General features: G+C 57.6%; 9 protein-coding genes. 8 read left to right on the top strand and 1 reads right to left on the bottom strand.

Features of this window, described 5'->3' with window-relative positions:
• From KK102_RS21305 to aceK, 5 genes are all read left to right on the top strand, one after another.
• On the top strand, positions 1–237 hold a 237-nt coding region (locus KK102_RS21305), incomplete at its 5' end, for a hypothetical protein (protein ID WP_216358384.1).
• Between the two features lie 33 nt (positions 238–270).
• Positions 271–1,200 (top strand): homoserine O-acetyltransferase MetA, encoded by a 930-nt coding sequence (metA, locus tag KK102_RS21300; protein ID WP_126546089.1) that lies wholly within the window; start codon positions 271–273, stop codon positions 1,198–1,200.
• A 270-nt stretch (positions 1,201–1,470) separates the two neighbouring features.
• Positions 1,471–3,072, top strand: a complete 1,602-nt coding sequence (gene aceB, locus KK102_RS21295) for a malate synthase A (protein ID WP_216358383.1) — start codon at positions 1,471–1,473, stop codon at positions 3,070–3,072.
• Positions 3,073–3,103: 31 nt separating this feature from the next.
• A complete protein-coding gene (gene aceA, locus KK102_RS21290; protein ID WP_216358382.1) occupies positions 3,104–4,408 on the top strand; it encodes an isocitrate lyase in 1,305 nt (434 codons plus the stop codon).
• A gap of 48 nt (positions 4,409–4,456) precedes the next feature.
• On the top strand, positions 4,457–6,208 hold the full coding sequence (gene aceK, locus KK102_RS21285; protein ID WP_216358381.1) for a bifunctional isocitrate dehydrogenase kinase/phosphatase: 1,752 nt from the start codon (positions 4,457–4,459) through the stop codon (positions 6,206–6,208).
• Between the two features lie 22 nt (positions 6,209–6,230).
• Here aceK and iclR read toward each other — a convergent pair whose 3' ends face one another.
• Complete coding sequence (gene iclR / locus KK102_RS21280; protein ID WP_139210932.1) at positions 6,231–7,058, bottom strand: glyoxylate bypass operon transcriptional repressor IclR; 828 nt, start codon at positions 7,056–7,058, stop codon at positions 6,231–6,233.
• Between the two features lie 193 nt (positions 7,059–7,251).
• On the opposite strand from iclR, the gene metH reads away from it, so the two are divergent.
• From metH to KK102_RS21265, 3 genes are all read left to right on the top strand, one after another.
• Positions 7,252–10,935, top strand: coding sequence for a methionine synthase (gene metH, locus KK102_RS21275; RefSeq protein ID WP_216358380.1), 3,684 nt, complete (start codon positions 7,252–7,254; stop codon positions 10,933–10,935).
• A 173-nt stretch (positions 10,936–11,108) separates the two neighbouring features.
• Positions 11,109–12,740 carry a Na/Pi cotransporter family protein gene (locus KK102_RS21270; protein ID WP_216358379.1) on the top strand — a complete coding sequence of 544 codons (1,632 nt, stop codon included), beginning with the start codon at positions 11,109–11,111 and terminating at the stop codon, positions 12,738–12,740.
• Between the two features lie 94 nt (positions 12,741–12,834).
• Positions 12,835–13,128: a type II toxin-antitoxin system CcdA family antitoxin gene (locus KK102_RS21265; protein WP_126546095.1), complete on the top strand. Its 294-nt coding sequence runs from the start codon at positions 12,835–12,837 to the stop codon at positions 13,126–13,128.
• Positions 13,129–13,266 lie beyond the last annotated feature (138 nt).

Genomic DNA, 13,266 nt, shown 5'->3' with positions numbered 1-13,266 from the left:
GATGGTAGTGTGGGGTCTCCCCATGTGAGAGTAGGGAACTGCCAGGCATCAATTAAGAAGAACCCCGTACCGAAAGGTGCGGGGTTTTTTGCTTTTGTTTTCTCCCTCTCCCTGTGGGAGAGGGACGGGGTGAGGGCATCAAACCGCACCATCCTCTCCTTGAAACTTTCTCACCTTCTGCCTGCAGACTCGACATTCAAACCATTTCTGGGTATCGTTAGCTATCTGGATGTCTAAACGTTTATACGTATGCTGTGAGGATATAAAGCTATGCCGATTCGGGTGCAGGACGAGCTACCAGCCGTCAATTTCTTGCGTGAAGAAAACGTCTTCGTCATGACGGCTTCACGTGCGACAGGTCAGGAAATTCGCCCGCTGAAGGTGCTTATTCTCAATCTGATGCCCAAAAAGATCGAAACAGAAAACCAGTTCCTGCGTCTTCTGTCGAACTCCCCGCTGCAGGTCGATATTCAGCTGCTGCGAATCGACGCCCGTGAGTCACGTAACACGCCTTCTGAGCATCTGAACAACTTCTACTGCAACTTCGATGACATTCAGGGTGAAAACTTCGACGGACTGATTGTGACCGGCGCCCCGCTGGGTCTGGTTGAATTTAACGATGTCGCCTACTGGCCGCAGATCAAACAGGTTCTGGAGTGGGCAAAAGATCACGTCACGTCCACGCTGTTTGTCTGTTGGGCGGTACAAGCCGCACTGAATATTCTCTATGGCATCCCCAAGCAAACCCGCACTGAAAAGCTCTCCGGCGTATACGAACACCATATTCTTCATCCACATGCGTTGCTAACGCGCGGGTTTGATGACTCTTTCCTGGCCCCGCATTCTCGCTACGCCGATTTCCCGGCCCAGCTGATTCGTGATTACACCGATCTGGAGATCCTGGCCGAAACGGAAGAGGGAGACGCCTACCTGTTTGCCAGCAAAGATAAGCGTATTGCCTTTGTTACCGGGCATCCTGAATACGATCCACATACCCTCGCGTCAGAGTATTTCCGTGATGTCGAAGCGGGTCTCAATCCGGATGTCCCGTACAACTATTTCCCGAAAGACGATCCGCAAAACAAACCGAGAGCAACCTGGCGCAGCCACGGGAATTTGCTTTTCACTAACTGGCTCAACTATTACGTCTATCAGATAACGCCATACGATCTGCGTCACATGAATCCAACGCTGGAGTAATCGTCTGCACTAAACGATCCTAAAGCGTTTCAGCTATTCAAATCAGGCACCTTCGGGTGCCTTTTTTATTTCCGAAATATCACTCACAGTTCTGTCAAACTTTAATACTAATAAAATCAATCAATTAATCACAATCTATAATTAAAATGGAAATTGTTTTTGATTTTGGAAAAAATAGAGATAGTCTTAATTCTGCTGAGCGAAAACTACCCAACGATCTTTCGTTCGCATTGGGGGCGTGATTTTGGATCTTTGATGAGGAGCAGAGAAATGACTCAACAGGCAACGACGGTTGATGAACTGGCCTTTACCCAGCCGTATGGCGAGCAAGAACAGCAAGTTTTGACGGCGGAAGCGGTAGAATTTCTGACTGAACTGGTGACCCGCTTTACGCCACAGCGCAATAAGCTGCTGGCGGCGCGTATTCATCAGCAGCAGGAAATTGACGATGGCAAGTTGCCTGGATTCATTTCGGAAACCGCTTCCATTCGACGTGGCGAGTGGAAAATCCGCGGCATCCCTGAAGATTTGCAGGATCGTCGCGTTGAGATCACCGGTCCGGTAGAGCGCAAAATGGTGATCAACGCCATGAACGCCAACGTTAAGGTCTTTATGGCCGATTTTGAAGACTCGCTGGCGCCGGACTGGCGTAAGGTCATCGACGGACAGATCAACCTGCGCGACGCCGTAAACGGCACCATCAGCCATACCAACGAAGCCGGCAAAATATACCAGCTTAAACCGAACCCGGCGGTACTGATCTGTCGCGTGCGCGGGCTGCACCTGCCCGAAAAACATGTCACCTGGCGTGGGGAAGCCATTCCGGGAAGCCTGTTTGATTTTGCGCTCTATTTCTTCCACAACTACAAGAACCTGCTGGCAAAAGGCAGCGGCCCGTATTTCTATCTGCCAAAAACGCAGGCCTGGCAGGAAGCGGCCTGGTGGAGCGAAGTCTTTAGCTATGCGGAAGACCGTTTTGACCTGCCGCGCGGCACCATCAAGGCCACGCTGCTAATTGAAACGCTACCTGCGGTATTCCAGATGCATGAAATCCTGCACGCGCTGCGCGATCATATTGTCGGCCTGAACTGCGGACGCTGGGACTACATCTTCAGCTACATCAAAACCCTGAAAAATCACGGCGATCGCGTGCTGCCGGATCGCCAGGTGGTCACTATGGATAAACCATTCCTCAGCGCCTACTCGCGTCTGCTGATTAAAACCTGCCACAAGCGCGGTGCCTTTGCGATGGGCGGCATGGCTGCATTCATTCCGAGCAAAGATGCAGAGCGCAATAACCAGGTGCTCAACAAGGTGAAAGCCGATAAAGAACTTGAAGCCCGTAACGGTCACGACGGCACGTGGATTGCTCACCCTGGTCTGGCCGATACGGCAATGGAAGTCTTTAACCGCGTTCTCGGCGACAACAAAAACCAGCTGTTTGTCACGCGTGAAGACGATGCACCCATCGCAGAAGAACAGCTGCTGGCCCCGTGTGCAGGGGAGCGTACGGAGGAAGGCATGCGTGCCAATATTCGCGTCGCCGTGCAATACATCGAAGCGTGGATCTCCGGCAACGGCTGCGTGCCGATCTACGGCCTGATGGAAGATGCTGCGACGGCGGAGATCTCACGTACCTCAATCTGGCAGTGGATCCACCATCAAAAAACGCTCAGCAACGGCAAGCCGGTGACCAAATCTCTGTTCCGCCAGATGCTGGCCGAAGAGATGCGGGTGATCCAGGACGAGCTGGGCGAACACCGCTTCAGCAGCGGGCGTTTTGACGACGCTGCGCGCCTGATGGAGCAAATCACCACATCAGATGACTTAATCGACTTCCTGACCCTGCCGGGCTACCGCTTCCTGGCGTAACTCACCACATAACAATATGGAGCATCTGCACATGAAAACCCGTACCCAACAAATCGAAGAGTTAAAGAAAGAGTGGACACAACCTCGCTGGGAAGGCATCCGCCGTCCTTACAGCGCGGAGGAAGTGGTGAAATTACGCGGCTCGGTCAACCCGGAATGCACGCTGGCGCAAAATGGCGCGGCGAAAATGTGGAAGCTGCTGCACGGTGGCTCTAAAAAGGGCTACATCAACAGCCTCGGCGCGCTGACCGGCGGTCAGGCGCTGCAGCAGGCGAAGGCCGGTATTGAGGCGATTTACCTCTCCGGCTGGCAGGTCGCGGCGGACGCCAACCTGGCCTCCAGCATGTACCCGGATCAGTCGCTCTATCCGGCTAACTCCGTGCCGTCGGTTGTGGATCGGATCAACAACACTTTCCGCCGTGCGGATCAGATCCAGTGGGCTGCCGGTATCGAACCTGGCGATCTGCGCTTTATTGACTACTTCCTGCCGATCGTCGCGGATGCGGAAGCGGGCTTCGGAGGCGTGCTGAACGCCTTCGAGCTGATGAAATCGATGATTGAGGCCGGTGCAGCGGCCGTTCACTTCGAAGACCAGCTGGCGTCAGTGAAGAAGTGCGGACATATGGGCGGTAAGGTGCTCGTTCCTACCCAGGAAGCCGTGCAGAAGCTGGTTGCCGCGCGTCTGGCGGCTGACGTGCTCGGCGTGCCGACGCTGGTGATTGCCCGTACCGATGCCGACGCGGCGGACCTGATCACCTCTGACTGCGATCCGTACGACAGCGAGTTCATCACCGGCGAGCGTACCAGTGAAGGTTTCTATCGTACCCACGCCGGCATTGAGCAGGCGATCAGCCGCGGTCTGGCGTACGCGCCTTACGCGGACCTGGTCTGGTGTGAAACCTCCACGCCGGATCTGGCGCTGGCAAAACGCTTTGCTGACGCCATCCACGCGAAATACCCGGGCAAGCTGCTGGCCTACAACTGCTCGCCGTCCTTCAACTGGCAGAAAAAGCTGGATGACAAAACCATCGCCAGCTTCCAGCAGCAGCTGTCCGACATGGGCTACAAATACCAGTTCATTACCCTGGCAGGCATCCACAGCATGTGGTTTAACATGTTCGACCTGGCGCACGCCTACGCGCAGGGTGAGGGCATGAAGCACTACGTTGAGAAGGTGCAGCAGCCGGAGTTTGCCGCGGGTAAAGACGGCTACACCTTCGTGTCTCACCAGCAGGAGGTGGGAACCGGCTACTTTGATAATGTGACCACAATTATTCAGGGCGGCACCTCCTCCGTCACCGCCTTAACGGGTTCAACGGAAGAAGCACAGTTCTAATCTTTTCCCCCTCTCCCCCCTGGGGAGAGGGTTGGGTAAGGGGAATATATGTCGCGTGGCCTGGAATTACTGATTGCCCAAACTATTTTGCAGGGCTTTGATGCCCAGTATGGTCGTTTTCTTGAAGTGACTTCCGGCGCGCAGCAGCGCTTTGAACACGCCGACTGGCATGCGGTTCAGCAGGCCATGAAGCAGCGTATCCATCTCTATGATCACCACGTGGGTCTGGTGGTGGAGCAGCTGCGCTGTATTACCGACGGTAAAAGTCCAGACGCGGATTTTTTACTGCGCGTCAAAGAGCATTACACCCATTTGTTACCCGACTACCCTCGCTTCGAGATTGCGGAGAGCTTTTTCAACTCCGTCTATTGCCGGTTATTTGACCACCGCTCATTATCTCCTGAGCGGTTATTTATCTTCAGCTCCCAGCCCGAGCGACGCTTTCGCACCATTCCGCGTCCGCTGGCGAAAGATTTCTTTCCCGATCGCGGATGGGAAAAGCTCCTGCACCGCGTGCTAACGGATTTGCCGCTGCGCCTGCCCTGGGAGAATAAAACCCGGGATATCGGCTATATTCATACCCATCTCAACGAAACCTTCGGCGCGGAGGTGCTCAGCCACAGCCATTTGCAGGTGGCCAACGAGCTTTTCTACCGCAATAAAGCCGCCTGGCTGGTGGGCAAACTGGTTACGCCGACCGCCATTGTGCCGTTTCTGCTGCCGATTCACCGTACCGACGACGGGGAACTGTTTGTCGATACCTGCCTGACGACCGGCGCCGAGGCCAGCATCGTGTTTGGTTACGCCCGCTCTTATTTCATGGTGTACGCCCCGCTGCCTGCCGCGCTGGTGGAGTGGCTGCGCGAGATCCTGCCGGGCAAAACCACCGCCGAGCTATATATGGCGATTGGCTGCCAGAAGCACGCCAAGACGGAAAGCTACCGGGAGTACCTGCGCTATGTCACCACGGCCGACGAGCAGTTTATCGAAGCGCCAGGCATTCGCGGTATGGTGATGCTGGTCTTTACGCTGCCGGGCTTCGACCGGGTCTTTAAGGTGATTAAGGACAGATTCGCCCCGCAGAAAGAGATGACCGCCGCGCACGTTCGCGCTTGCTATCAGCTGGTCAAAGAGCACGATCGCGTCGGGCGCATGGCGGATACCCAGGAGTTCGAAAACTTTGTGCTGGATAAACAGCAGATCGACCCGGCGCTCATGGCGCTGTTGATGCAGGAAGCGCCCGCGAAAATCACCGATCTGGGTGACAAAATCGTGATTAGTCATCTCTACATTGAGCGCCGCATGGTGCCGCTGAATATCTGGCTTGAGCAGTCCGAAGGTCAGGCTTTAAGAGATGCGATTGAAGAGTACGGCAACGCGATTCGCCAGCTTGCCGCCGCCAATATTTTCCCGGGCGACATGCTGTTTAAAAACTTCGGCGTCACCCGTCACGGGCGGGTGGTGTTCTACGATTACGACGAAATTTGCTACATGACCGAGGTGAATTTCCGCGATATCCCACCGCCCCGCTACCCGGAAGATGAGCTTTCCGGCGAGCCGTGGTACAGCGTCTCGCCGGGCGACGTGTTTCCGGAGGAGTTTCGCCACTGGCTGTGCGCCGACCCGCGCATCGGGCCGCTATTCGAAGAGATGCATGAGGATCTGTTCCGCGCCAGCTACTGGCGCGGGCTGCAAACGCGGATCAAAAATGGGCACGTGGAAGATGTGTATGCATACCGCCGCAAGCAGCGGTTTTGCATCCGCTTTTCTCCCTCTCCCTTTGGGAGAGGGCCGGGGTGAGGACATCAGGCCGCACTCAACTTTAACGAATCCCACCGTACGCCAGCGTGACCTCTTTCGCCGCCTTAATCACCAGCGCACCGAGCTCGGTCACGCGGTCGTCGGTCATGCGCGAAATCGGCCCGGAGATGGAGATGGCGGCAAACGGCTCGCGGTGCTCGTCAAAAATGCAGGCCGCGAGGCAGCGCAGGCCCAGGGCATGTTCTTCATCATCAAACGAATAGCCACGCTTGCGGGTCAGGGCCAGATCTTCTTTCAGATGCACCGGCGACACCAGCGTGGCGTGGGTGTAGGCGTGCAGCCCTTTACGGTGCAGCAGCCCCGTCACCTGCTCCTCGCTCAGCTGCGAGAGAAATGCTTTCCCCGCCCCGGACGCGTGCATCGGCAGCTTGCCGCCAATCGGTGCGGACATGCGCATCAACTGCGTGCACTGCACCTGGTCGATGATAATCGCCTGATGATCGCTCTGGTCCAGTACCGCCAGGTTTACGGTCTCGCCGGACTCCTCCATCAGCTTGCGCAGAATCGGGTGCACAATCGCCAGCAGGTTGCGGCTCTGCAGGAAGCTGCTGCCGACGATAAACGCGTGCGCGCCCACCGCCCAGTGCCCCAGCTCGCCCACCTGACGCACAAAGCCCAGCTGCTGCATGGTGGTCAGCAGGCGGTGCGTCGTGGAGTTCGGCAGGCCAGCCTGCTGGGCCAGCTCCGTCAGGGCCACGCTGCTGTGCGACTCGGCTATCCACTCCAGCAGCTTCAGACCGCGCGTGAGCGATTGAACCTGTCCGCCCTGTTGTGCGGCGGCGGTGGCAGCAGGCTTTCTGCCGCGTTTGGCGGGAACGGTCGCGACCATGACGATCTCCTTTTTCTGTATCGTGGAAATCATTTTCGTTTTATTTGGTGAATTTGCAACCGTTATCCTGACTGATCGGAGGAGTGATGGTGAACATGTCTCATGTTACCCCTGAGCGACTTTTCCACCCTGCGAGATTGTGCCAGTATGGAACGCAGCCTTTTGGCCTTGTTGAGCGTTGTCGGGAGCAAGTGTGAGCAGCAAAGTAGAGCAACTGCGTGCGCAGTTAAATGAACGAATTCTGGTGCTGGACGGCGGCATGGGCACCATGATCCAGGGCTATCGTCTCAGTGAAGACGATTTCCGCGGCGAGCGCTTTGCCGACTGGCCCTGCGACCTGAAGGGGAACAACGACCTGCTGGTGCTTAGCAAGCCGTCCGTGATTAAGGATATCCACAACGCCTACTTCGAAGCGGGTGCGGATATCGTTGAGACCAACACCTTCAACTCGACAACCATCGCCATGGCGGATTACCAGATGGAATCCCTGTCGGCGGAGATCAACCTGGAAGCCGCAAAGCTTGCGCGCGCCTGCGCCGACGAGTGGACGGCCCGCACGCCGGACAAACCGCGCTACGTTGCCGGGGTGCTTGGCCCGACGAACCGCACCGCGTCGATTTCACCGGACGTCAACGATCCGGCGTTTCGTAATATCACCTTTGACCAGCTGGTTGCGGCCTACCGTGAATCGACCAAAGCGCTGGTGGAAGGCGGTTCCGACCTGATCCTGATTGAAACCGTATTCGACACCCTCAACGCCAAAGCTGCGATTTACGCGGTAAAAGAAGAGTTCGAGGCGCTGGGCGTTGACCTGCCGATCATGATTTCCGGCACCATCACCGACGCCTCCGGCCGCACACTGTCCGGTCAGACAACCGAAGCGTTTTATAACTCCCTGCGCCACGCCGACGCGCTCTCCTTTGGCCTCAACTGTGCGCTGGGGCCGGATGAACTGCGCCAGTACGTACAGGAGCTTTCCCGTATCGCGGAATGCTACGTCACCGCCCACCCGAACGCCGGTCTGCCGAACGCGTTCGGTGAATACGATCTCGATGCCGACACCATGGCGGCGCAAATCCGCGAGTGGGCCGAGTCTGGCTTCCTGAACATCGTCGGCGGCTGCTGCGGCACCACGCCGGAGCACATCGCCGCCATGAGCAACGCCGTGGCCGGGCTGCCGCCGCGCAAGCTGCCCGAGCTTCCGGTTGCCTGTCGCCTTTCCGGCCTTGAGCCGTTGACCATCGGCGACGACAGCCTGTTTGTGAACGTGGGTGAGCGTACTAACGTTACCGGTTCGGCAAAGTTCAAGCGCCTGATCAAAGAAGAGAAGTACAGTGAAGCGCTGGACGTTGCCCGCCAGCAGGTGGAAAGCGGCGCGCAGATTATCGATATCAACATGGACGAGGGGATGCTCGACGCCGAAGCGGCGATGGTGCGTTTCCTCAACCTGATCGCCGGTGAGCCGGACATCGCCCGCGTGCCGATCATGATTGACTCTTCCAAATGGGAAGTCATTGAAAAAGGGCTGAAGTGCATCCAGGGCAAAGGCATCGTTAACTCCATCTCGATGAAGGAGGGTGTTGATATCTTTATCCACCACGCGAAGAGGGTCCGCCGCTACGGTGCCGCCGTGGTGGTGATGGCCTTCGACGAAGTGGGCCAGGCGGATACCCGCGAGCGCAAAATCGAGATATGCCGCCGCGCGTACAAGATTTTGACCGAAGAGGTGGGCTTCCCGCCGGAAGATATCATCTTTGACCCGAATATCTTCGCCGTCGCGACCGGGATTGAAGAGCACAACAACTACGCCCAGGACTTTATCGGGGCGTGTGAAGACATCAAGCGCGAACTGCCGCATGCGCTGATCTCCGGCGGCGTATCGAACGTGTCGTTCTCGTTCCGCGGTAACGACCCGGTGCGTGAAGCGATCCACGCCGTGTTCCTCTACTACGCCATCCGCAACGGAATGGACATGGGGATCGTTAACGCCGGACAGCTGGCAATTTACGACGACCTCCCTGCCGAGCTGCGCGATGCCGTCGAGGACGTGATCCTTAACCGCCGTGACGACGCCACCGAGCGCATGCTGGACCTGGCGGAGAAATACCGCGGCAGCAAATCGGATGAGGCGGCAAACGTTCAGCAGGCCGAGTGGCGCGCCTGGGACGTGAAAAAGCGTCTGGAATACTCGCTGGTAAAAGGCATCACCGAGTTTATCGAGCAGGATACCGAAGAGGCGCGCCAGCAGGCAGCCCGCCCAATTGAGGTGATCGAAGGGCCGCTGATGGACGGCATGAACGTGGTGGGCGATCTATTTGGCGAGGGCAAAATGTTCCTGCCGCAGGTGGTGAAATCCGCCCGCGTGATGAAGCAGGCCGTGGCGTACCTGGAGCCGTTTATCGAGGCCAGCAAAGAGAAAGGCTCCAGCAACGGCAAGATGGTCATCGCCACCGTGAAGGGCGACGTGCACGACATCGGCAAGAATATCGTCGGCGTAGTGTTGCAGTGTAATAACTACGAAATTATCGACCTCGGCGTGATGGTCCCGGCGGACAAAATCCTCAAGACCGCGCGCGAGGTGAATGCTGACCTGATTGGCCTTTCCGGGCTGATTACCCCGTCCCTTGACGAGATGGTCAACGTGGCGAAAGAGATGGAGCGTCAGGGCTTCACAATTCCGCTGCTCATTGGCGGCGCGACCACCTCCAAAGCGCACACGGCGGTGAAAATCGAGCAGAACTACAGCGGCCCGACGGTGTACGTGCAGAACGCCTCGCGCACCGTGGGCGTGGTCTCCGCGCTGCTCTCCGACGCCCAGCGCGACGAGTTTGTGGCGCGTACCCGCAAAGAGTACGAAACCGTTCGCATCCAGCACGGCCGCAAGAAGCCCCGCACCCCGCCTGTTTCGCTCCAGGCGGCGCGCGATAACGATCTGGCGTTTGACTGGTCGAGCTATACGCCGCCGGTCGCGCATCGCCTGGGCGTTCAGGAGGTTAGCGCCAGCATTGAAACGCTGCGCAACTACATCGACTGGACGCCGTTCTTTATGACCTGGTCGCTGGCGGGCAAATATCCGCGCATCCTGGAGGATGAGGTGGTAGGCGAGGAGGCGAAGCGCCTGTTTAAAGACGCCAACGACATGCTTGACACGCTGAGCGCAGAGAAAACCCTCAACCCGCGCGGCGTGGTGGGGCTGTTCCCGGCGAACCGCGTGGGCGATGACGTGGAAATTTATCGCGATGAAACCCGCACCCACGTGCTGGCGGTCAGCCGCCATCTGCGCCAGCAAACCGAGAAAGTGGGCTTTGCCAACTACTGCCTGGCCGATTTCGTCGCGCCGAAGCTGAGCGGTAAAGCCGACTACATCGGCGCCTTTGCGGTAACCGGCGGTCTGGAGGAAGACGCGCTGGCGGACGCGTTCGAAGCGCAGCACGATGATTACAATAAAATCATGGTGAAAGCGATTGCCGACCGCCTGGCGGAAGCCTTCGCCGAGTACCTGCACGAGCGCGTGCGTAAGGTGCACTGGGGCTACGCGGCGAACGAAAACCTCAGCAACGAGGAGCTGATCCGCGAAAACTACCAGGGCATTCGCCCGGCGCCGGGCTATCCGGCCTGCCCGGAGCACACCGAAAAAGGCACCATCTGGAAACTGCTGGACGTCGAAGCGCATACCGGCATGAAGCTCACCGAGTCGTTCGCCATGTGGCCGGGCGCGTCCGTTTCAGGCTGGTACTTCAGCCATCCGGACAGCAAGTACTTTGCCGTGGCGCAGCTGCAGCGGGATCAGATCGAAGATTACGCCCTGCGCAAAGGGATGAGCGTCTCTGAAGTGGAACGCTGGCTGGCCCCTAATCTCGGCTACGACGCCGACTAAAATCACTTTTCCTTACAACAAACAGGGCGCTCATAGGGTGCCCTGTCTCTTTCTTACGTTTAAACCCTTATACTGAAATAAGGTTCTATCCCTGGTGCCCGGTGGCGCTGCGCTTACCGGGCCTACGCGCTAAACCTCAGGAAAATAGATAACGATAAGGAGGAAAACCTTCCGTGTTGACGTTGTTACACCTGCTCTCTGCAGTTGCACTGCTCGTTTGGGGCACCCATATCGTCCGTACTGGCGTGATGCGCGTGTTCGGCGCGCGATTACGTACCGTCCTCAGCAGCAGCGTTGAGAAGAAGCCGCTCGCGTTCTGCGCGGGCATCGGCGTTACGGCGCTGGTGCAAAGCAGCAACGCCACCACCATGCTCGTCACCTCGTTTGTGGCGCAGGATCTGGTCGCACTCGCCCCGGCTCTGGTGATCGTTCTGGGGGCCGACGTCGGTACCGCATTGATGGCACGTGTTCTGACCTTCGATCTCTCCTGGCTGTCGCCGCTGCTGATTTTCCTCGGCGTGATCTTTTTCCTCGGACGTAAGCAGACGCGTGCCGGACAGCTTGGCCGCGTGGGGATTGGCCTCGGACTGATCCTGCTGGCGCTGGAGCTGATTGTTCAGGCGGTTACCCCCATCACCGAAGCCAACGGCGTGCAGGTCATCTTCGCCTCGCTGACCGGGGATATCATGCTGGATGCGCTGATCGGTGCGGTATTTGCTATCGTCAGCTACTCCAGCCTGGCAGCGGTCCTGCTGACGGCAACGCTCACCGCTGCAGGCGCGATATCCTTCCCGGTGGCGCTGTGTCTGGTGATCGGGGCCAACCTCGGCTCCGGCCTGCTGGCGATGCTCAATAACAGCGCCGCCAATGCCGCCGCCCGCCGCGTGGCGCTGGGCAGCCTGCTGTTTAAGCTGGTGGGCAGCCTGATTATTCTGCCGTTCGTTCATCCGCTGGCGAACCTGATGAACAACCTTCCGCTGCCGAAGGCGGAGCTGGTGATCTACTTCCACGTCTTCTACAACCTGGTGCGCTGTCTGGCGATGGTGCCGTTCGCTGCGGCGATGGCCCGCTTCTGCGAGCGTCTTATCCGCGATGAACCGGAGCTGGATGCGCGCCTCAAGCCGAAGCATCTGGATACCTCGGTGCTGGATACGCCCGCGCTGGCTATCGCTAATGCCGCCCGTGAAACGCTGCGCATGGGCGATGCGATGGAAACCATGCTCGAAGGGCTGCAGAAGGTGATGCACGGCGAGCCGCGCGAAGAGAAAGAGCTGCGCAGGCTGGCAGACGATATCAACGTGCTGTACACCGCCATTAAGCTCTATCTGGCGCGCCTCCCGCAGGACGAGCTGGCGGAAGAGGAGTCGCGCCGCTGGGCGGAAATCATCGAGATGTCGCTCAACCTTGAGCAGGCCTCGGATATCGTTGAACGTATGGGCAGCGAGATTGCCGACAAATCCCTGGCCGCGCGCCGTGCGTTCTCGGGAGAAGGGCTGAAGGAGCTGGAAGCGCTGCACGAACAGCTGGTCAGCAACCTCAAGCTGGCGATGTCGGTGTTCTTCTCCAGCGACGTGCCGAGCGCGCGCCGCCTGCGCCGCAACAAGCACCGTTTCCGCATTCTGAACCGCCGCTACTCGCACGCTCACGTTGAGCGTCTGCACCAGCAGAACGTGCAGAGTATCGAAACCAGCTCCCTGCACCTGGGGCTGCTGGGGGATATGAAGCGCCTGAATTCGTTGTTCTGCGCGGTGGCGTACAGCGTGATGGAACAGCCGGATGAAGACGACGAGCGGGATGAGTATTAATCTCTGAAAGCGCCTCGCAAAACCTTGTTGCGAGGCGTGACACCTTATCAAGCGCCATTTACCCTTCAGACTTTACGTTTTTTAGGGAATAGAAATGCTCGTTTATTACGCTACACTTCGCCAATTCATGCGCATTTCGATGGGGGTTCTCATGCGCACTACTCGTGGCATCAAAAAATCAGTCAATGTGTCGTTAGCACCAGAAATCCTTGAAGAGGCGCGACGGCTTAAGCTTAATCTCTCCGCTGTACTCACGGCTGCACTGCAGGAGCAGTTTCGTGCGCATCAGCGCGCAGAGTGGTTAGCAGAAAATAAAGTTTCTATCGAGGCCATTAACCAGTGGGTTGATGAAAACGGCTCCTTTAGTGACTTTCAGAGGTCGTTCTGATGGATCAATAGGCAGGCATATCGCCAAAAGAGTTAGGCGAGCGTGTCGCCGATCTTACGCAAAACCGTGCTTCATTGCGGGATGCACTCGATTTTTTGATCAACGGTTACTAACACTTTTTTGTCAGCCGCAAGGTAA

It is taken from the genome of Enterobacter quasimori, from assembly GCF_018597345.1.
Classification (GTDB): Bacteria; Pseudomonadota; Gammaproteobacteria; order Enterobacterales; family Enterobacteriaceae; genus Enterobacter; species Enterobacter mori.
The sequence above is the reverse complement of the archived record's forward strand: the minus strand, read 5'-3'. Positions and strand labels throughout refer to the sequence as shown.